Consider the following 21,082-nt stretch of genomic DNA (forward strand, 5'->3'; position numbering starts at 1 on the left):
GCGACCTTTTGCGGTCTCCACACTAAAATAGGTTGATGACAGTCAGGATCCTGCACACCGCCGATTGGCAGATGGGGCGCCAGTACGGGCGCTTTGCCCCCGAAGACGCCGTGGTCTTGGCCGAAGCTCGCTTTTCGACGGTAGAGCGCATTGCATCACTTGCGGTAGCGGAGGAGGCTGACGCGGTGCTGGTGGCCGGCGACGTATTCGATGCGCAGACCGTATCGGACCGCACCATTCGGCGGGTATTCAACGCCTTGCAGGGATTCGCCGGCCCCTGGATTCTGATCCCCGGCAATCATGACGCAGCGCTGGCCGAGAGTGTCTGGACGCAGGCGGCGCGCCTGGGCGCGATCCCGGCCAATGCGCATGTATTGCTGGAACCCGGCGTGTACGAATTCGCGGATTTGGGGTTCTCCGTCCTGGCGGCGCCGCTGACGCAGCGCCAGACGCATCTGGATCTGACCGACTGGTTCGATGCCAAGGAGACGGCGCCGGGCCTGCTGCGCATCGGCTTGGCGCATGGCAGTGTCCAAGGCATCCTGGCCGAAGACATTGATTCGTCCAACCCGATCGCGGCGGACCGCGCCGAGCGAGCGCGGCTGGACTATCTGGCGCTGGGCGACTGGCACGGCCTCAAGCAGATCAATGACCGGGTCTGGTATAGCGGCACCCCCGAATACGAGCGATTCAAGGACAACGGCGCAGGGCAGGTGCTGATGGTGGAACTGTCCGCTCCGGGGGAGCCGCCTGCGGTGACGCCGCACGCCGTCACGCAATACCGCTGGCTGTCCTGGCGGGAAGAGGTGTCCGTATCATCCAATCTGGAGCCTTTGCTGCAGCGCCTGTCGCACCTTGAACCCGATGTGGTGCTGGAGTTGACGGTATCGGGGCAGATTGATCTGGACGGAGATTCCCGGCTGCAGCAGGCGCTGTCGATCGCACAGGGCCAATGCCGCAGCGTCCAGTGTGACCGGGGTGCGCTCCGGCTGGTGCCGACGGAGCAGGACATTACCGCCCTGCGGGCGGATGGCTATTTGAGCGAAGTGATCGCCGATTTGCGCGAGCGCCAGGACGCCGCGGACTCCGGCTCCGCCGAGATTGCCCGGGAGGCGCTGGCGCTTCTGGCGGGTATGCTGCGAGACGGCGCCGCGGGGGGGCGGGCATGAAACTCAACCGTCTGCGCATCGAGCAGCTTCGTCAATTCCGGCAGCCGCTGGAAATCAGCGGTCTCGCGGCGGGGGTCAATCTCATCGTCGGGCCCAATGAATCCGGCAAGAGCACGGTGGTGCGGGCCATTCGCGCGGCTTTCCTGGAGCGCTACAAGTCCAGCAGTGTCGAGGACCTGCTTCCGTGGGGAGACAGCGCCGCCTCGCCGACCGTATCGCTGGAATTCGAGTGGCGGGGCGAATCCTGGAAGCTCACCAAGACATTCCTCAGGCGACAGCGCTGTGACCTGGAAGTCGCCGGGCGGCCCTTCAGCGGAGAAGCCGCCGAGGAGAAGCTGGCGGATCTGCTGGGTTATCAATTCCCGGGCCGGGGAGCCAGCAAGGCAGAACACTGGGGCATCCCCGGCCTTTTGTGGATCGAACAGGGCGCCGGGCAGGACATCGAACCTTCGGTCCGGTATGCGGGCGGTTACCTGAAGTCGGTGCTGGATGAGAGCCTGGGGGAAGTCGCCAGCAGTGCGGGCGATGCCTTGATGGCGCAGGTGGAGCAGGAATGGCTGAAGCTGTTCACCGCCCGGAAACGCACTCCCACCGGCGATCGTGCGGCGGCCTTGAAGGCGCTCGGCGAATGTCAGCGCCAGCTGGAAGGGCTGGACACGGAGATTGCCGCCTATCGGCAGCAGGTGGACCGGCTGGCGGAATTGCGCACACAACAGCGCGAAGACGCGGAGCGCCGGTGGGAGTCCTATCGCCGGCAGGCGGCTCAGGCACAGGCGCGCCTGGCCGAGGTTCAGGATTGGATCCGGGTCCAGGAGCAGGATGCCAAGGCGCTGGAACATGCGCAGGCCGGGCAGCAGGTGTGCCTGGAGCAGCTTGGCCTTTTTGGCCGCCTGCGGGACGACCTGATCCAGCGCGAGCGTGTCCGCGACCAGGCAGCCGATGCGCTGCGGATCCAGGAGGCGCGCAAGCCGCTGATTCAATCCGGCCTGGAGCGGGCGCGACTGGCCTATCAGACTGCGGAACGGGCATGCCAGCAGGCATATCGGCGCGAGAAGCGGGTGGCACTGCAGCGTGAACAGCAGCGGCTGATGCACGAGCAGGAGTATCTGCAACAGCGCCTGGATCGGTCGAACGGGCTGCTCGAACAGTTGAAGACGTACCGGGCCGAACTGCAGCCGCTACGCGTGGATGCCGCCGCGCTAAAGCGCATCAGGACGCTGGCTCAGGACTGCGAAGTGCTTGGTATCGCGCAGGAGTCCGCAGCCACGCGGCTGCGCTTCGATCTCCAGCCCGGACGCAGTGTTCATCTGGGTAGGGATATGCTCGAGGGCCGAGGCGAGCGGTTGTTGGTCGAACCCGCGGCACTGGACCTGCCGGGCCTGGGACACCTGGACATTTTGCCCGGGGGCCCGGATCTGGCGGATCTGGGACGCCGCCGGGAGGCGGCGGAATCCGCGTTGCGGGGGCTGCTCGACGAGCTGCGGGTGGCGGATGCGGGGCAGGCCGAGGTGTTCGCCGAGAGGCGCACGGCGCTGGAGCAGGATATCCGGCAGGCCGAGGCCCTGCTGGCGACGCTGGCGCCTGAAGGCTTCGACAGCCTGGCGGCGGGTCTCGCCCAGGCGACAGACCGTTTGGCCGCCTTGCGGGCCGAGATGGATCCGTTGGCGCTGCCGCTGGAGGACGACGGGATGGCGGTCGGCGCTGCGGAGCGCGCGCGCGATGGGGCACGCGAGGCGCTCAGGCAAGCCGAACAGGCCGCCAGCGGCCATGAGAGGGATTTGGGCCTGGCACGGCAGGCGGCGTCCAGTGCTCGCGAGGAATGGCACCGGCTGCGGACGTCCGTCGAATCGCCGGAGCATCAACAACGCAGCAAGGCCTTGAATCTGCGGCTCGTGGAGTTGCGCGCGCAAGAGGCCGCCTTGCGGGATGGCATGGACAAGCGTCAGCGCGAGATTCGGTCCGCCCAGCCCGATATCCTGGCCCAGGACATTCAGCGCTTCAACGCCACGGCCGATGCCCTGGCCTCGGCTGCCGCCCAGCGGTCCATGGAGCTGGCCAGCCTGCAAGGCCGGCTCGAGGTACTGGGCGCAAGCGGCCTGGAGGAACGGCGGGCGGACACCTTTCAGCGGTTTCAGTACCTGGAGCGGCGTTGCAATGAGCTGGAGCGTCGGGCCGCGGCGCTGGACCTGTTGCTGCAGCTTCTGCGGACTCAGCGCGACGCCTTGACCCGCCGCATTCAGGCGCCGCTGCAGCGCCGGCTGGAGCACTATCTTCAACTCCTGTTTGCGCATGCGCGGCTGTCGGTCGACGAGCACCTGATTCCGGACACGTTGGCTCGCAGCGATCCGGGAGGTGAATCGCACGCGGGCTACGCGGCGCTCAGCTTCGGGGCGCGTGAACAGCTCGGGCTCATCAGCCGGCTGGCCTACGCCGATCTGCTCCGGGATGCCGGGCGGCCCACGTTGATCATCCTGGACGACGCCTTGGTGCATAGCGACGCGCAGCGGCTTGCGCAGATGAAGCGCATCCTGTTCGACGCCGCCGGGCGCCATCAGGTCCTGCTGTTTTCCTGCCATCCTGATCGCTGGCTGGACCTGGGCGCCGTGCCGATGGAGATGGAGATCCTGAAGCACCCGGCCCGCAGTACGCTATAGGCTGACTCAATTCCAAGACAGGAGAATCCCGTCATGACTGACAAACTGGTTTTGTATACCGACGCGAATTTCGTCAGCCCTTACGCGATGGCGGCCTACGTGGCGATCGCCGAAAAGGGTATTCCATTCGAGGTATCGCCCGTGGACCTGGCCAAGGGCGAACAGCACCGGCCCGAATACCAGGCGCTGTCGGTGACGGGGAAGGTGCCGCTGCTCGTACAGGGTGATTTCGCGCTGCCCGAGTCTCTGGCCATCATCGAGTATGTCGACGAGGCCTTTGAGGGGGCGCCGCTCTATCCAGAGGATGTACGCGAGCGCGCCCGCGCGCGCCAGATCCAGGCCTGGGTGCGCACGGACCTGGCCGTGGTCCGCCAGGAACGCTCATCGGACAATCTGTTCCGGAAACCGGCGCAGCCGCTGCCGGCCCTGAGCGATGCCGCGCGCGCGGCAGCCGCCAAGTTGATCGCGTTTGCCGAACACACACTTCCACAGGGTGCGGGCCAGCTATTCAAGACCTGGAGCATCGCGGATTTCGAGCTGGCCTTCATGCTCAACCGCCTGGTCAGTGCAGGAGACGCCGTACCCTCCAGGTTGGTCGATTACGTCCATCGCCAGTGGGACCGATCCTCGGTTCAGCGCTGGATCGGCTTGTGGAGCGCGCGCATCCGCTGAGGCAGCGGCCCAGGGTGCCTCTCGGGAACGCTGCTTGCTCGCTGGAGTGTCGTCGCCATTGGGCGGCGCACACCCAGGAGTTCCGAGATGCATCACGACGATCCAGGCAAAAACGATCGCCCAGCGCTTCACGACCCGCAAAGGCGCCAGGCGAGCGACGACAGCTACGCCGAGCCTCCTACCTCTCAGGAGCGCACATCGGGGCAACGGCCCCACGGGGACTCGGGTAGCCAGGATCCCGCCGAGTATGGCTACGGCGAGGCCAATCCCCACGGCGCGCAGTACGAGCAGGGCGGCAAATACCCCGGGACCCGCACCGTCCGGGACCCCTATTACCACCACGATGCCCCGCGCAGCGAGGCGGTCCGCCCGGCGGTGGAGGGACAGGGCGTATCGCCCGTCGATTCCAGCGTTCCGTATACCGACTCGACCCGTTCCGTGCGCACCGACGATTACATTCGCGGTGCGCTGTGTGAGCGGCTGCGCGACAGCGGACTCGAGGTGGGAAACGTGGAGGTCAGCGTCCAGAATGCCAAGGCCACCCTGACGGGGAACGTCCCGGACCACGCAACGCGCGTCGCCGTGGAAGACTGCGCCCATGCGTGCGCCGGTGTCGAAGAAGTCGAGAACCGCGTCCAGGTGTTTTCCAGCGGCGGTTATGCCAGCGGGCCGGTATAGCGCGGGCATGCTCCTTTTCTCTCACCGGAGACCATCATGGCGCATATAGCCTTGATCAGCGAGCACGCCTCCCCGCTGGCGGCCGCAGGCAGCGTGGACAGCGGCGGCCAGAACATCTATGTGGCCCAGATCGCCCGACAATTCGCGGCGGCGGGTCATCAGGTCGACATCTATACCCGCAAGGACGCGGTGGATCAGGCAGCCTGCGTCCATTGGCTCCCGGGTGTGCGGGTCATCCATATCGAGGCGGGGCCAGCGCGCTTCCTCCCGAAGGAGTCGCTGCTGCCGTGGCTCCCGGATTTTGAAAGTGGACTGATCCAGCACTTCATCAGTCAGGCGGATCCTTATGACGTGGTTCATGCGAACTTTTTCATGTCCGCCAGCGTCGGCCTGAAGGCCGCGCGTATCGTCGGCTGCCCCCTGATCGTGACCTTTCATGCGCTTGGCAAGGTGCGGCGTCAGCATCAGGGCGAGGCCGACGGTTTTCCGGATGCGCGATTCGCGATGGAGGCGGCTGTCGTGCGCGAAGCCGATTGCATCATTGCCGAATGCCCGCAGGATCGAAACGACTTGGTTGCGCTCTACGGGGCGGACGCCAGCCGCATTGCGGTGGTGCCCTGCGGTTACGATCCGCAGGAGATGCAGCCCTGCGACATGGCCGCCGCGCGGGCGCACCTGGGTTGGCGGGACGGCCGGTTTCGCATTTTGCAGCTCGGGCGTCTGGTGCCTCGCAAGGGCGTGGATAACGTCATCCGGGCGGTGGCGTGCTTGCGCCGCCGCCATAAGGTGGATGCCCGGCTCTGCGTGGTCGGAGGAGACGCACGCGATCTCAGCGTGTCCCGACTGCCTGAAGTGGCGCGGCTGCGCGCCGTCTGTGCCGAGGAAGGCGTCACGGATGTGGTGGAGTTCGCCGGCCGGCGGGACCGCTTCGAGCTCGCCCGGTATTACGGCGCCAGCGATGTGTTCGTGACGACGCCGTGGTATGAACCCTTCGGCATCACCCCTGTGGAGGCTATGGCCTGCGAGCGGCCCGTGGTCGGCGCAGACACGGGAGGGATCCGGACCACGGTCGTGGACGGCCGTACCGGTTTCCTGGTGCCTCCCCGCGATGCGGAGACGCTGGCGGAGCGGTTGGCGGCGCTGGCTCGCAATCCCGCGCTCCGTGCGCAAATGGGCAATGCGGGACTGCGCCGGGCGCGCCGGCTGTACACCTGGAAGAGGGTGGCCACGGAATTGCTCGACGTGTACGGGGGTCTGAGCGGGATTCGCGGCAGCCACACGCATCTCGATGTGCGAGTGCGCGCCTCGGGCAGCGCCACAGCAGTGGCGGCTTGATCGGCATGCGAGGTGATCTGGTGCGTCATGTCTGAAGTCGGCGACGCCGTGGTCTGGAGTGGGATCCGCCATGTCCTGGGCGTCCGTCTGGACAATATGGGTGATGTCCTGATGACGACGCCCGCACTGCGCGCGCTGCGGACGATCGCCGGGCGCGTGACGCTGCTGACTTCTACCGCAGGCGCGGTGCTCGCGCCTCATTTGGCCGAAGTCGACGAGGTGATGGAATACGACGCGTCGTGGGTCAAGGCCCCCTTTGCAACCGCGGCACGGGACCGTGAGGCCATCCAGCGGGTGGCAGCCCTGCATCCGGACGCCGCCGTCATTTTTACGGTGTACAGCCAAAGCGCGCTGCCCGCGGCACTGATGCTGCATCTGGCCGGCGTGCCGCGCGTGCTCGCCTACAGCCGCGAAAATCCGTATCAGCTGCTCAGTGACTGGGTACGGGAACCCGAGCCCGCGCAGATCCAGCGGCATGAAGTCTTGCGTCAGCTCGAGCTGGTCGAAAAGGTGGGCGCTGCGACGCAGGATTCCCGTCTGGGATTTCTCGTGCGTCCGGTGGACCGGGAGGGGCTGTGGCGCAAGCTGGCGCGTTGTGGCGTCAAGGAACGGGGAGGTTGGATCGCCGCTCATGGGGGGGCTTCCGCGTCGTCGCGCCGCTATCCGGCCCGGCTCTTTGCCCAGGCCCTGGACGGGCTGCGCCAGGAGGGACGCCGCATGCTGTTGCTCGGCGGTGCGGAAAATGCGGACTTTGCCGCCGCCGTGGCCAGGCATAGCGGGCTTGCCCGCGATCTAATCGATCTCAGCGGGGCGTTGACGTTGGGCGAACTCGGCGCCGCGATTGGCGCCTCCGACGTTTTTGTCTGCAACAACAGTGGGCCGGCGCATATTGCGGCGGCCCTGCAGGTGCCGATTGTCGAACTCTACGCGCTGACCAATCCGCAGCATACCCCCTGGCAGGCGCCTCAGCGGGTGCTCAACAGCCCGGTGCCTTGTCGCAACTGCTATCGCAGCGTGTGCCCGTACGGGGAGCCGGCATGCCTGGCCGGCGTGACCCCCGGACAGGTTGTGCAAGCGGCACGCGAATTGCTGTCTATGCGCGCCACGGTGCCGTAACGGAGTCATTATGTATACGCTGGGAGTCAATGCTGCCTTTCATGATTGCTCCGCCGCGCTGGTGCGCGACGGCGAAGTCATCGCGGCGGCTGAGGAAGAGCGTTTCACCCGCGTCAAGCACGGCAAGCGGCCCGTGCCGTTCACGGCCTGGGAGCTTCCCTTCCATGCCATGGATTATTGCCTGGGCGCCGCCGGCATCGCCCTGCGGGCGGTCGACCACATTGCCTATGCCTTCGATCCCGCTTTGCTGGACCATGGGGCGGTGACGCCGGACGGAGATATCCGGCTGCCCCTGGAGCCGTCACGCGCGGGGGCGCCACAGGCCGGCAGGTCTCCGTGGGATCCCCTGTTTCTATCCTATATCGTGAACGCGCCCCGCCAATTGGCGGCGGCTGCGCCGCTGCACCTGAAGCCGCGCTTCGAGAGCGCGACCCTTGAAGAGATACGCGAGCGCTGGACGTATCTGGATCACCATTTATGCCACGAGGCCAGCGCGTACCTGGCTTCGCCGGCTCAGTCCTCCGCGGTGCTGACGATGGACGGGCGGGGAGAAGGCGTGACGACCAGCTACGGCCAGTTCCGCAACGGGGAATACACGCGCCTGAAGCAGATCCGGATGCCGCATTCGCTCGGGCTGCTGTATGAGGAAGTCACGCAGTATCTGGGCTTCTTGCGCGCCAGCGACGAGTACAAGGTGATGGCCCTGGCTTCGTACGGCAAGCCGGATCTGTTGGCAGAATTCCGGGACATCCTGCGGCTGGAGGAGGATGGCGGATTTTCCCTGCAGCCGGCGCGGCTCGTGGAACGGTTTGGCCCGGCGCGCCGGCGAGGTGAAACCCTCCAGCCCCATCATCTGAACATTGCGAGTTCGCTGCAGAAGGTGCTGGAGGAGACGGTGTTGCACATGGCGGGGTGGCTGCACCGCAGGACGGGTGAACGGAATCTCTGCATGGCGGGCGGCGTGGCCCTGAACTGCGTGATGAATTCGCGGATTGCGCGCGACGGGCCTTTCGAGAATGTCTGGGTGCAGCCAGCGGCCGGGGATGCGGGCACGGCGCTGGGCGCCGCCCTTTACGTCGACGATTTTCACGGACCGCACCGGGGCGCTCGATGGACGATGACTCGCGCGGATCTGGGACCGTCCTTTTCGGATGAGAACATCGAACGGGACCTGGACCGTGCTCACCTGAAGTACCGTCGCGAGCCGGACATTGCCACCGCTGCGGCGGAGCTGCTTGCGGCGGGCAAGATCATTGCCTGGTTCCAGGGCCGGATGGAGTTCGGCCCTCGTGCGCTGGGCCATCGCTCGATCCTGGCCTCGCCCATGGACGCCGACATGCAGGGGCGGCTGAATTGGCTGAAGGATCGCGAAGACTTCCGGCCTGTCGCCCCCGCGGTCATCGAGGAATGCGCGCACGAATGGTTTGACGCCGGCGCCAAATCTTCCATCGCGGCGCCCTTCATGCTGTTTGTCTACGACGTGCTGCCCCGGCGCGCCGGTCTCATTCCGGCTGTGCGCCACACGGACGGCACCGCCCGCATCCAGACGGTGCGTCGGGAGCAGAATCCCCTCTATTACGACCTGTTGCGCGCCTTCCAGGACCGCACCGGGGTACCGGTATTGGTCAATACGTCGTTCAACACCCGCAGCCGACCCATTGTCTGCACGCCCCGGGATGCGCTCGAAGCGTTCTTCACGTCGCCGCTGGACGCACTGGCGATCGGCAGCTTCCTGGTGGAGAAATCCGAATGATCGGCCAGGACTCCCCGCGCCGCCTTCGCATTCTCGTCTGGAACGTGCATGGCAACTATCTGCACGCGCTGACCCAGCTCCCGCACGACTGGATCATTCCGGTCGAGGGCGGGCGCAACGGGTACACGCCGCCCACGCCCGCCCTGGACTGGCCGGACGGCCTTCACCTGACGGCGCCCTCGGCCTTGCGGGACGAGGCTCTGGATCTGGTGGTGTATCAGTCCCGCGACAACCTGGCGGACGCCGCCGAACTGCTGACGCGGGCGCAGCGCAGCCTTCCCAGCATCTACATCGAGCACAACACGCCCGAGCCCCATCCCACCGACAGCTGGCATCCCTTTCGCCATCCACGCGGCCTGCTGGTCCATGTCACGCATTACAACGCGGTCATGTGGCTTTCCCCCGGGATGCCAGCCCGGGTCATCGAGCACGGCCTGCCGGATCCCGGTCCGCTCCAGACGGGCGAATTGCCGCGCGGCATCACGGTCGTGAATCACATCGAGCGCCGCGGCCGGCGCCTCGGCCTGGATCTGTACGAGCGCGCGCGGCAACGGTTGTCGCTGGATCTGATCGGCATGGGCTCGGAGCACCTGCCGGGGGGACTGGGCGAAGTGCCCGGTCGGGACGTTTCGCGGCTCGTGGGGCGGTATCGCTATCTTTTTTCGCCCATTCGTTATACCAGCCTGGGATTGTCGATCGTGCAGGCCATGCTGTGCGGCGTACCGGTCGTGGGCTTTGCCGCGACGGAGCTCGCAAGCCTCATCAGCAACGGAGAGGATGGCTTTGTGGACACTCAAGAGCAGGCATGGCTGGATGCAGCCCTGCGGCTGGAGCGCGATCCGGTCATGGCGCGCACCTGGGGCGCGAACGCCAGGCGCAAGGCGCTGGCCCGCTTCGGCATGGCGCGATTTGCCGCGGATTGGAATGCGGCGTTCAACACGGTACTGGAGGACACATGTTGACGATGGGAAACCATTCCCGCGTTCTTGTCACGGGGGGAGCGGGTTTTTTGGGCCGGCACCTGATCTTGCGGCTGCTGCGGGAGGGCAGCGAAGTCATTTGCCTGGACGACTTTCACAGCAGTAGCCGCGAGGAACTGACGGAGCTGAGCCTTCATTCCGGTTTCTCGCTGTTGGAGCAGCACGTGGCGCAGCCGATCCGGCTGGAGGGTGGGCTTGACCGTATCTACAACCTGGCCTGCCCCGCGTCGCCCGTCCATTACCAGGCGGATCCGGTCGACACGATACAGACGTGCGTGCTGGGCGCGATGCGCGTTCTGGATCTGGCGCAGGAAAAGGGAGCCAGGGTGTTGCAGGCCTCTACCAGCGAGATTTACGGCGAGCCACAGGTGCATCCCCAGATCGAGACCTATTGGGGGAACGTCAATCCGGTGGGACCCCGCGCCTGCTATGACGAGGGCAAGCGTTGCGCGGAGGTGCTGTGCACCGAGTACGCGCGGCAGACCGGCATCACCGTCAAGATCGCCCGGATTTTCAATACGTACGGACCGGGCATGGCGCCGGATGACGGGCGCGTCGTCTCCAACTTCCTGATGCAGGCCCTCGCCGGCGAGCCGCTGACCGTGTATGGCGACGGGATGCAGACTCGTTCATTTTGCTATATCAGCGACCTGATCGAGGGAATGGTCCGGCTCATGGAGAGCGGACCGGAAATATCCGCTCCGGTGAATCTCGGCAATCCGGAAGAACTCAGCATGCTGATGCTGGCCCGCCTCGTGGGCGAAGTGACGGGGCGCGAGGTCTCTATCGTCCACAAGGAGCGGCCGGCGGACGATCCCACGCATCGGCGCCCCGACATCGAGCGCGCCCGGCGGCTGCTGGGATGGCGGCCCACCGTGCGGCCGCGCGAAGGCCTGCGCCGCACGGCCGCCTACTTCGAGCATTGGCTCGCGCGGGCATCGGAGCGCGCGGAAGCGGACGCAGCCAGCGCTGCCCTGACCGTGATTCAGGAGCTCAATAGTCGCCAGCATTGCCGGTAATGGGCAGCACGATGCCGGTGATGTAGCTCGCGCAGGCCGGTGACGCCAGGAAAACATAGGCCGGGGAGAGTTCCTCGGGTTGCGCGGGGCGCCCGAACTGGGTCTGCTGCCCGAAGCTCGACACCTTGTCGGCCGGGGCGTCGGCCGGGTTCAACGGGGTCCAGACGGGGCCGGGAGCGACGGCATTGACGCGGATGCCGCGTTCGACCAGATTGGAGGCCAACGACCGGGTGAAGGCATGGATCGCACCTTTGGTGGCGGAATAATCCAGCAGCTTGGCGCTGCCCCGCAGTCCGGTGACCGAGCCCGTATTGATGATGCATCCGCCGCTCGGGATGTGGCGCAGCGCCGCGCGGGCCATGTAGAAGTAGCCGCCGATATTGGTGTCCAGGGTCTCTTCGAAATGGGCATTGGAGATTTCTTCCAACGAAGCGGCGTGCTCCTGGAAGGCGGCGTTGTTGACCAGGATGTCCAGGTGGCCCAGTTTTCCGACGGTCTCCGCCACGGCGCTCTCGCAAAAGGCGGAATCGCGCACGTCGCCGCTGATGACGATGCACCGCGCACCTTCCGCCCGCACGGCATCCCGCGTATGCGCCGCGTCTTTGTGCTCGTTCAGGTAGACGATGGCGACGTCCGCGCCTTCTCGGGCAAACAGAATCGCAACGGCTCGGCCTATGCCCGAGTCCCCCCCGGTGATCAGCGCTGCCATGCCCCTGAGCTTGCCGCTGCCTTGGTAGGCCGGCGCGCGGTTTCGGGGTGCGGGGTTCAGATCGGATTCATGGCCGGGCTTTTCCTGATGCTGTTTCGGCTGCGGCGGACTGGGTTCTTTCTCTTGTCCTGGCGCGGCCGAGCGGTGGCTTGCGGCTTGGTCCCGCGACTCACCGGAGCCGCCTTTCCGTTCCCTGGATTCCTGTTCTTGCTGAATCTCGCGCTGGCGGGACGCGGTGCGCTCGACGTCGCTGTGGGAAGTCTTCTTGGCCATGGTGGTTCTCCTGGAGGCGGGCTTGAGGACGGAGTGTGCGGCCTTGGGATGGCAAGGCGCGTTCCCGACTCGACGCGGCGGCCGCTCGGGCATGGCAATTGCTTCCTGCCGTCTGTTGCGGCTGGCTGGCCGTCATTCGATGAGAACAAACCATGCAGACGATACGCAAGGCAGTCTTCCCCGTCGCGGGCCTGGGCACCCGTTTTTTGCCGGCCACCAAGGCCATGCCCAAGGAGATGCTTCCCATCATCGACAAACCACTCATCCAGTACGCGGTGGAAGAGGCCATTGCGGCGGGTATCACTGAGCTGATCTTTGTGACGGGACGCAACAAGCATCCGATCGAAGACCACTTCGACCGGGCCCCCGAGTTGGAACGCGCGCTGGAGCAGCGGCACAAGACCGTGTTGCTGCATGCGGTGCGCGATGTGCTGCCCCCCCAGGTGGAATGCGTCTATACCCGGCAGGCATCGCCGCTGGGACTGGGGCATGCGGTGCTGTGCGCACGATCCCTGGTGGGCGATGAGCCCTTTGCGGTCTTGCTGGCCGATGACCTGATCGACGGACAGCGCCCGGCGATCGGGCAGATGCTGGAGGTCGCGCAGAAGCACGATGCGAGCGTGCTGGCCTTGCAGGAAGTGCCGCTGGCGCATACGGACCGATATGGAATCGTCCGCGGACGGCGCCAGCGCGACGATACGATGCTGCTGCAGGGAATCGTGGAAAAACCTTCCCCGGAAACGGCCCCCACGACATTGGGCGTGGTCGGACGATATGTCCTTGAGCCCGAGATCTTCGCATGCCTGGAGAATCTGGTTCCAAGCGTGGGCGGAGAGATCCAGCTCACGGACGGGATTGCGGCCCTGATGAAAAAGCGCCGGGTCCTCGGGTACCAGTACGAAGGTACGCGATATGATTGTGGCAGCAAGGAAGGTTTCTACCAGGCCACTGTCGAACTTGGGCGCAAGTATCACCAGTTCGAGGCGGAAATCGTGGCCTGATCGGGAGCCTCCCACGGTGATTCGGCATGTGGCCCTGTCGGGGCCGGGTGGCTGCATGGAAAGCATGGGGGAGCCGGAAGATGTTGACCCGATCCAGCCCGCTGGGTAACGCTTGGTCCGATACACGGACCCGGCTCGAAGACGAGCGCGCCCTGCTGCGCCGCATTCACGAAGGCGAGCCGCTGGTCCGCGTGTTGGAGCGCCTCCTCGCAATGATCGAGGCTCAGTCCAGCGTGCCGCTGCGCACGTCCGTCTTGCTGGCCGACGGAGCGGGCCGTTTCTCCTCCGGAGTCGGTCCCAGTCTGCCGGCTGCCCACCTCGCCGCATTCAGTGGTGCCTCCATCAGTCCGGCGCTCGGCCCGTGGGGGCAGGCCGGCTCCAGCGGCGAGCCGGCCTACGTGGTCGACATCCCCCAGCACCCGGAATGGCAATCGTGGTATGAGTCCTTGCGGCCATTGGGACTCCAGTCCTGCTGGTCGACGCCCATCAAGAGCCCGGATGGCGCGCTGCTAGGCGTGTTCTCGAACTACTACGCCTGCAATCTTCTGCCCTCCCAGCACAATCTGGACGCCGTTGCGCTGGTGGCGCATACCATCGGCCTGGCGATGGAGCGCCATCGCACCGAACATGAGTTGCTGCGAAGCGCCCGCCGTTGGCGCAGCATGTTCGCGGGTATGCGGGAAGGGTTCTTCCTGGCGGAGGCAGTTCGCAGCGATGGCGGCGCCGTGGCCGACTTTCGGCTGCTGGAGGTCAATCCGGCCTTCCAGTCCCAGTGCGCCTGCTGCGATGGCGTGTGCGACGGAAACTGCGTGGGCCGCTCGCTGCGCGAGGTACTCCGCCAGATTCCCTCCAGGATCATCGACATGTTCGTGGGGGTGGCGGAAACCGGGGAGCCGGCGCAGGCCGAATATTCCATACCCGGGCCGCCGCCCGCCTGGTACGAGGCGCGCTCGCGCCAGGAAGGATCCGACCGGATCATCGTGCTGCTGCTCGATGTGTCCGCGCGCAAGATCGTCGAGGCCGAGCTGCTCGAAGACCAGCGGCACAAGGCCTTCCAGCTTTCATTGGGCGACCAGTTGCGCATGCTCAACGAGCCCCAGAAAGTCGAGGATGCAACGTGCGAGGCATTGGGACAGCATCTGGCTCTCGACTCGGTCTGCGTATTGAGGCTCGCCAAGGACGATGGAACGCTGGAAACGACGGCACACTGGCCGCATGGTGATGATGCACAAGCGCCCCTGGCGGACGCTCTGGCTGCGATCCGAGAGGCCGTGAAGGGCGATGTCGCCCTGCCGCTGCGGCAGCTGGAGGGCTCGGGACAGGATGGGCTGATCGTGCCGTTGGGCCACTGGGGACGATTTCACACCGCCCTGGTTGCGCGCACCGCGGATGCCCGGCCTCTTTCTCGTCTGGAATGCGAGACGGTCGAGAACACCGCCGAGCGCCTTTGCAACGCACTCGAGCGGTGCCAGCATGCGCTGCAATTGCAAGAGCGCGTCGAACAGGCCATCGCCGAACGGGACCGCGTCTGGCGCCTGTCGCCAGACATCCTGGGGTTGATGGATGCTGGCGCGCAGTTTCTCAGCGTGAGTCCCGCCACACGTGCCATCCTGGGGTGGACGCCCGAGCGATTCATTGCGATGGGGTTTTCCGCATTGGTCCATCCCGAGGACCAGCCGGCCACGCGCGCCATCGTCAACCAGGCGTTATCCGGCGAGGGTACCGGGCTGTTCCATATGGAGAATCGGATGCGCCGCCATGGGGGAGGCTACTGCTGGATCCATTGGACCATGTCCTCCGCCATGGGGCACCTGTATCTGGTCGGGCGGGACGAGACGCTCATCAAGGAGCAGGCGCGGGTTCTGACCGAAGCGGAGGCCGCCCTGCGCCAGTCCCAGAAGCTCGAGGCCGTCGGTCGCTTGACCAGCGGAATTGCGCATGACTTCAACAACATGCTGCAGGGAATCACGGGTTCGCTGTACATGATGGAACGCAAATTGGCGGGCCAGGACTTCGAGGGAGTGCGCCGCTACATCACGCTTGCCGGCAAGGCCTGCGGGCGCGCCGGACAATTGACCAGGCGCCTGTTGACCTTCTCGCGCCGGCAACCCGTGGATCCGCAGCCCTGCGATCCTGGCGACGTCCTGCTCTCCATGAAAGATCTGTTTCGCCGGTATACGGGCGAGCGGATTGCCTTGAGGTTCGATCTGTCGCCCAATATCTGGCCGGTACGCTGCGACGTCAACCAGTTGGAGAGCGTGTTGCTGAATCTCGTCATCAATGCCTGTGATGCGATCGAGGCCTCGGGCACCATCGTGCTGAGCACCCGCAACGTCAGAATCCAAGGCCCAGGGTCGGACACGGCGCCCGAGTTGCCGGCCGGCAATTATGTCGAGATTGCAGTCAGCGACAACGGGAGTGGCATGGCCCCCGATGTCCTGGCGCAGGTATTCGAGCCGTTCTTTACGACCAAGCCCACGGGAGCGGGCAGCGGGCTCGGCTTGCCGATGGGGTACGGGTTTGCTCAGCAGGCCCGAGGGACGCTGGTCGTCCGCAGTGCGGCGGGCGAAGGCACCACGGTCCGTCTGGTGCTGCCCCGCCACGTAGGACATCGATCCATGGAGACCCTGCGGCTGGCGGCGGATGTGGGCCTGCAGGATGACGATGTCCACGACGCGGTGGTCCTGGTGGTTGAAGATGATCAAACGGTTCGTGAGATGGCGGCGGAGACCATAGCCGGCCTTGGGGTGACGGTATTGACGGCCGTCGATGGCCCCGGAGGGATTCAGCAGGTGGCCGATGCCTCGCGCCTGGATCTGTTGATCACTGATATCGGCTTGCCGGGCCTGGACGGCCCGGAGCTGGCGGCGCGGGCCTGCAAACTCTATCCGGACCTGTCCGTGCTGTTCATGACCGGCTACTTGCAGGACCCTTCCGGAAATCCCGTGCTGCGCGGGCCGGGCATGGATTACATCATCAAGCCGTTCACCCTGGAGGCGCTGGCGACGCGAGTGCGCCACATGCTGGCGGAACATAACCGCCTGCATTCGCCGCACATCCCGACGTCTGCTTCGTGACTGGAATTGCCTCCTTCTCGGCAATCCGCTAGCCCGGTATTCCTGCCGATGGTTTCTCAACTGCTAGCAAATGCAAAATCGGAAATAATCCGAACCTTCATGCAGCATTTGCATTGTCGTTCGGCATAATGACTTTGTCTGGGGATTGTCGGCACCCGTCTCGGGACGGGTGCCGAGCTTCGTTGTGGTGTTTGGCAGAAGATTAAAAACGGAGAGATCATGCCTCATGTGCTTGTTATAGATGACGATGCGTTGGTACGCGAGACGCTGGCGGAAGTCGCCAGGGATTGCGGATATTCGGTGGCGGAGGTCGACACCATCCGGGACGCGATGCTTCAACTTGACATGCAGCCCCCCGACTTGGTGCTGGCCGATCTTGGCCTGCCTGACGGCGACGGCATCGACGTTTGCCGGAGCGCTGCGGCGCTCGGCGCGGAGATCGTGGTCATCACGGGCCAGAGCAGCACCGAAACGGCTGTGCAGACGCTGCGCCTCGGTGCCCAGGACTATCTGATCAAGCCCGTGAGCATGGACCGCCTGGAGAAAATCTTTCGGCGAGTCTCGGCGGCTCACGGCTGCGCGGCGGTGTCCGATCAAGGCCGCTTCGGCGACATGATTGGTGAATCGGCGCCCATGTTGTCCGTCTATCAACAGATTTCCCGCGTTGCCCCTAGTGATGCGACCGTCCTTGTGATCGGCGAAAGCGGGACAGGAAAAGAACTCGCGGCCCGTGCGGTCCATCAATTCAGCAAGCGGCGTGACAAGCCGTTCATTGCCGTGAATTGCGGGGCGATCGCCACCAACCTGATTGAAAGCGAGATGTTCGGTCACGAGCGCGGCAGCTTTACCGGCGCCGAGCGCCAGCACAAGGGCTATTTCGAACGCGCGGACGGCGGCACGCTCTTTCTGGACGAGATCACGGAAATGCCGGCCGATCTTCAGGTGAAACTGCTGCGCGTGCTGGAAACCGGCCGCTTCATGCGCGTGGGGACCCATCAGGAACTGTCCTGCGACGTGCGGGTGGTGGCGGCGACGAATCGCAGACCTGAAGAGGCGGTGCGCGAAGGCAAGCTGCGCGAGGATCTTTATTATCGCCTTGCGGTATTCCCCCTGGAGCTGCCCCCGCTGCGCGCTCGGGGGGATGACATCGAACTGCTGGCCAACCACTTTCTCGCTGGTTTGAACGCAGAGGGCGGCACGTCGAACGTTTTCAGCGAATCCGCCTTGGCCTGGATGAAATCGTACGAATGGCCGGGCAATGTCCGCGAGTTGCGCAATCACGTACGGCGCGCCTACATCATGGCCGATGGCGATGAGATCGATGCGGCTTCTCTTCCGGTCGGCCTGGGAACGGAGGGCAGTGGGGACGACGCGAATGGCATCACCCTCACGGTAGGTACCACGTTGGCCGAGGCCGATCGCCGTTTGATCCTGGCGACGTTGGCCCATTGCGGCGGAATCAAGAAGCGGACGGCGGAAACGCTGGGGGTCAGCTCCAAGACGCTTTATAACCGCCTGGAGACCTATACCGCTGACGGTTATCGGGTGCCCCAGGGCGGCGGTACGGACGGCCAGGACGATTGACCATGGCGTGAGTGAGCGCGTCGAAGTCAGGCACGCGATTTGCTTGTAAGGGGGCGGACAGCAGGGGCTGTCTGTTCACCCCAACAAGGAGAAGCTAATGTCCGCGATCGTGGTTGTGCTGTTGATTATCCTGCTCATCGGCGTGATTCCTGCGTGGCCTTACAGTCGCACCTGGGGCTATTTTCCGGGTGGCACCGTCGGGGTGCTGCTCATCATCGCCATCGTTCTGCTGTTGATGGGAAGAATCTGAGGCACCGCTGAACGGGCCTGGCGAGAGCAGGGTGCACAGCAGCCCGTTCGGGATTCCCGACCCGTCCTCCGTCAGGCACGTGTCCCGGCGCTCCCAGGAGCGGCGGGACATCATTCATTCTGCGCTGGCCTGGGCGTGAACCCGCCGCAATTCGACGGCGGGGATGTGGAGTTGCCCGCGATACTTGGTGACCGTGCGACGGGCCACGACAATGCCATGTCGGGCGAGCTGGTGAGTCAGGTCCACGTCGGACAAGGGCCGCGTGGTGTCCTCGGCTTCCACCAGCTCCTGGATCAGGGCCCGCACTGCGTTGGCGGAACAGGTGCCGCCCGTCTGGGTTCCCAGTTCACGGGAAAAGAAATGGCGGAATTCCAGCAGGCCGCGGGGAGTGATCATGTATTTGTTGGCGGTGGCGCGCGAGACGGTCGACTCGTGGATTTCGAGATCATCGGCCACCTCTCGCAGCATCATGGGCCGCAGGGCCACGTCGCCGTAGTCGAAGAACCGCCGTTGACGGAGCACGATCGCCTCTGCGACGCGGCGGATGGTGGTGTAGCGCTGCTCGATATTGCGGATGAGCCATTGGGCTTCCTGCAGTTCTTGCGCCAGGGGTTCGCGGTCGGCACAGCGGGCATTTCGCAACCAGTCGGCGTACTGCCGGTGCACGCGCGCCTGCGGCATCGCAGCCCGGTTCAGCCGGACGCGCCAGTGGCCCGAGACCTTGTCGACCACGACGTCGGGGATGACATATTGGACGGGTCCTTCGTCGTAGCGCAGGCCCGGTCTGGGGTCCAGCGTCCGGATCAGATCAAAGGCCTCCTTCAGGGCTACCCCATCGACGTCGAGCTCGCGCAGCAATCCCGCCCAATCGTTGCGCGCCATGCGGGGCAAATGGTCCTCCACGATGGTGAGGGCGAGCCGGTGGACGGAATCTTCGGCCACCGAAGGGTGGGAGGCCCGCAGTTGCAGAAGCAGACATTCGCGCAGATCGCGCGCCCCGATCCCGGGGGCCAGCATGTGCTGGACGTGATACAGCGCCGTGCGCCACTCGCTCTCTTCGGGGGCTGGATCGAACGCTTCCGCGCTGGCCAACTCATCCAGCGAGCAGCGCAAATAGCCGTCGCCATCCAGCGAGTCGATCAGGTAGGCGGCCAGGTTGCGATCACGGACCGAGAGCGGCAGCGCGCCCAGCGCCCTGAAGAGTTGTTCCCGCAAGGAGCCGGCGGTGGCTTCCCGCTCGGTGGGATCGCTGTAGCCTTCGACATAAGGTCGAGGGTAATCCCCGGGGTAGGCGGACTGTGGCTCGGTGGCAGTCAGGTTTTCGGGCGTCTCGACGGCCTCGTCCGCGGGCCCCATCGGAAGGATGCTTTCGTTCTGGTCCGGGACGACCGGCAGCGCATTACCGCCGGGCGTCCCGTCGGTCTCTCCATCCAGGCCGTCTTCGGGCTCTTCGAGGAACGGGTTGGAGTCCAGCGCATGGCGGACTGCCTGCTGAAACTCCAGTGTCGACATCTGCAGCAGTTTGACGGACTGCTGCAGCTTGGGCGCAAGCGTCACGCTCTGACGCATCTGAAGTTCCTGTCTGGCGTACATCGGATGTTCCCCTGAAGGACAGAGTGGCTGTCGACTCCAAACTGAAAGCAAAAATCATGCCCGGTTTTCGTACAGGCGTTCGGAAGCCGGCCGGGAAGGCCGATCGAGCCGCTTCCCCTACTCTTGCAACGCTGATGACGTTTTGCGCGGCGGTGTGTCGCGCCGGCGGTCAGTGTGTTGGCGTGGGAAGAATGTGCCGGTGTCGGCAATATTTATAGGGCTTTGCGGCGAATTGGGACTGCGCGGGGGGCGGCGGGAACGAGACTTGCGGCCCGCAGCGGCTGAAGCAATGCGAATCTGGAGGCTGCGGGTGGCGGACAACACGGTGGCGGTTGTGGCGGGAGAGTGGTCATGAGGGGTGCCTTCTTTGACCGTGAGACGGCGGCGCGTGCCGTGCGCCTCGTGATGCCGATGATCACTTCCGCGATGGCTTCGCGCGAGGCGGGCGACAGTGGCTTCCTCCACGTGGTCGTCATGAATCCGCTGATGTCGGCGGGCACGGCCGAATTCGAGGAGGCCATTCTCTATGAAGAGAGCCTGGGAGACCGGGAGCAGTGGGATGCGGATTACGCCGCGTATGCGCGCGGCAAGGCCTGGATGAGTTGGCGCAGCGGATTGGATGGCCATCGGGTGTGCGACATCGCGCCCCAGTGCCTGACCGAGGGCGAGAAGCCCCTCTGGGGCAGCGTCTCCATCGACGGCGTGGTGGTGGGCGTCAGCGGGGCCTACCCATGGTTCGACGAAGCCTTCGCCGGTGCCGTCGCTTATGCGTTCATCGCCTGCATCAAGGAAGCCCGATTCGCAGCGTCAGCCTGAAGCCGGCGGCCGTTGGCACGAGGCCGACGGGCGCCACGAGTCCGGCACGTCGCCGGACGATCATTTGAAACGGGGAGAAACCATGCACAGACATCATCGCGAAGACTCCGGCGACGAAGGCCGGCTGGGCCGGGCCATGCGGGATACCGGCGAGCTATTGAGACGCGGCGTTTCCTACGCGGAGGCCGACCTGGATACGGGGCGGGACCGGCTCCGGCGCCAATGGGAAAGCGCTGCTGACCGTGCGGGTGAGTGGCGGGACGCTGCGACGGACGGGGTGAGCCGCCTGGCCCGCGCCACCGACCAGTGTGCGCACCGCCACGCCTGGGAATCGATCGCGGTGGCTGCCGTGATCGGTGCGATCACGGCGTTCTGCCTGGCGCGTCGTTCCATGCGGCGGTAG

17 protein-coding genes are annotated in these 21,082 nt (G+C 65.3%); 15 read left to right on the forward strand and 2 right to left on the reverse strand.

Going from position 1 to position 21,082, the window contains the following annotated elements; all coding sequences use genetic code 11:
* Positions 1-35: 35 nt before the first annotated feature.
* The 9 genes from ACVCMJ_RS14795 (at position 36) to ACVCMJ_RS14835 (ending at position 11,376) form a co-directional block, all read left to right on the forward strand.
* Positions 36-1,169, forward strand: coding sequence for a metallophosphoesterase family protein (locus ACVCMJ_RS14795; RefSeq protein WP_447082156.1), 1,134 nt, complete (start codon positions 36-38; stop codon positions 1,167-1,169).
* Positions 1,166-3,823 carry an AAA family ATPase gene (locus ACVCMJ_RS14800; protein WP_447082157.1) on the forward strand — a complete coding sequence of 886 codons (2,658 nt, stop codon included), beginning with the start codon at positions 1,166-1,168 and terminating at the stop codon, positions 3,821-3,823. Before ACVCMJ_RS14795 ends, ACVCMJ_RS14800 begins: the two co-directional genes overlap by 4 nt.
* 33 nt (positions 3,824-3,856) lie before the next feature.
* On the forward strand, positions 3,857-4,495 hold the full coding sequence (yfcF, locus tag ACVCMJ_RS14805; protein ID WP_447082158.1) for a glutathione transferase: 639 nt from the start codon (positions 3,857-3,859) through the stop codon (positions 4,493-4,495).
* Between the two features lie 87 nt (positions 4,496-4,582).
* Positions 4,583-5,173, forward strand: a complete 591-nt coding sequence (locus tag ACVCMJ_RS14810; protein WP_447082159.1) for a BON domain-containing protein — start codon at positions 4,583-4,585, stop codon at positions 5,171-5,173.
* Between the two features lie 36 nt (positions 5,174-5,209).
* On the forward strand, positions 5,210-6,508 hold the full coding sequence (locus tag ACVCMJ_RS14815; RefSeq protein WP_447082160.1) for a glycosyltransferase: 1,299 nt from the start codon (positions 5,210-5,212) through the stop codon (positions 6,506-6,508).
* A gap of 27 nt (positions 6,509-6,535) precedes the next feature.
* Positions 6,536-7,624 (forward strand): glycosyltransferase family 9 protein, encoded by a 1,089-nt coding sequence (locus tag ACVCMJ_RS14820; RefSeq protein ID WP_447082161.1) that lies wholly within the window; start codon positions 6,536-6,538, stop codon positions 7,622-7,624.
* A 10-nt stretch (positions 7,625-7,634) separates the two neighbouring features.
* The gene (locus ACVCMJ_RS14825; RefSeq protein WP_447082162.1) at positions 7,635-9,377 is read left to right on the forward strand and encodes a carbamoyltransferase family protein; all 1,743 of its coding nucleotides are present in this window, start codon (positions 7,635-7,637) and stop codon (positions 9,375-9,377) included.
* Positions 9,374-10,339, forward strand: a complete 966-nt coding sequence (locus ACVCMJ_RS14830) for a glycosyltransferase (protein WP_447082163.1) — start codon at positions 9,374-9,376, stop codon at positions 10,337-10,339. Before ACVCMJ_RS14825 ends, ACVCMJ_RS14830 begins: the two co-directional genes overlap by 4 nt.
* Complete coding sequence (locus tag ACVCMJ_RS14835; RefSeq protein ID WP_447082164.1) at positions 10,333-11,376, forward strand: UDP-glucuronic acid decarboxylase family protein; 1,044 nt, start codon at positions 10,333-10,335, stop codon at positions 11,374-11,376. Before ACVCMJ_RS14830 ends, ACVCMJ_RS14835 begins: the two co-directional genes overlap by 7 nt.
* Here the strand turns inward: ACVCMJ_RS14835 and ACVCMJ_RS14840 are convergent.
* Positions 11,351-12,358 carry an SDR family oxidoreductase gene (locus ACVCMJ_RS14840; protein WP_447082165.1) on the reverse strand — a complete coding sequence of 336 codons (1,008 nt, stop codon included), beginning with the start codon at positions 12,356-12,358 and terminating at the stop codon, positions 11,351-11,353. The two genes, ACVCMJ_RS14835 and ACVCMJ_RS14840, sit on opposite strands and share 26 nt — an antisense overlap.
* A 152-nt stretch (positions 12,359-12,510) precedes the next feature.
* Here ACVCMJ_RS14840 and galU point away from each other — a divergent pair, with 152 nt between their 5' ends.
* The 4 genes from galU (at position 12,511) to ACVCMJ_RS14860 (ending at position 18,270) form a co-directional block, all read left to right on the forward strand.
* Positions 12,511-13,359: a UTP--glucose-1-phosphate uridylyltransferase GalU gene (gene galU / locus ACVCMJ_RS14845; protein WP_447082166.1), complete on the forward strand. Its 849-nt coding sequence runs from the start codon at positions 12,511-12,513 to the stop codon at positions 13,357-13,359.
* An 80-nt stretch (positions 13,360-13,439) separates the two neighbouring features.
* Positions 13,440-16,436, forward strand: coding sequence for an ATP-binding protein (locus ACVCMJ_RS14850; protein ID WP_447082167.1), 2,997 nt, complete (start codon positions 13,440-13,442; stop codon positions 16,434-16,436).
* Between the two features lie 219 nt (positions 16,437-16,655).
* Positions 16,656-18,020, forward strand: a complete 1,365-nt coding sequence (locus tag ACVCMJ_RS14855; protein ID WP_447082168.1) for a sigma-54-dependent transcriptional regulator — start codon at positions 16,656-16,658, stop codon at positions 18,018-18,020.
* 97 nt (positions 18,021-18,117) lie between these two features.
* Positions 18,118-18,270: a DUF3309 family protein gene (locus tag ACVCMJ_RS14860; protein ID WP_447082169.1), complete on the forward strand. Its 153-nt coding sequence runs from the start codon at positions 18,118-18,120 to the stop codon at positions 18,268-18,270.
* A 114-nt stretch (positions 18,271-18,384) separates the two neighbouring features.
* On the opposite strand, the gene ACVCMJ_RS14865 is transcribed toward ACVCMJ_RS14860, so the two are convergent.
* Positions 18,385-19,863 (reverse strand): RNA polymerase factor sigma-54, encoded by a 1,479-nt coding sequence (locus tag ACVCMJ_RS14865; protein WP_447082170.1) that lies wholly within the window; start codon positions 19,861-19,863, stop codon positions 18,385-18,387.
* A gap of 351 nt (positions 19,864-20,214) precedes the next feature.
* Here ACVCMJ_RS14865 and ACVCMJ_RS14870 point away from each other — a divergent pair, with 351 nt between their 5' ends.
* On the forward strand, positions 20,215-20,679 hold the full coding sequence (locus tag ACVCMJ_RS14870) for a hypothetical protein (RefSeq protein WP_447082171.1): 465 nt from the start codon (positions 20,215-20,217) through the stop codon (positions 20,677-20,679).
* 82 nt (positions 20,680-20,761) lie between these two features.
* A complete protein-coding gene (locus ACVCMJ_RS14875; protein ID WP_447082172.1) occupies positions 20,762-21,082 on the forward strand; it encodes a DUF883 family protein in 321 nt (106 codons plus the stop codon).

The sequence above is a fragment of the Castellaniella sp. UC4447_H14 genome (assembly GCF_052978285.1).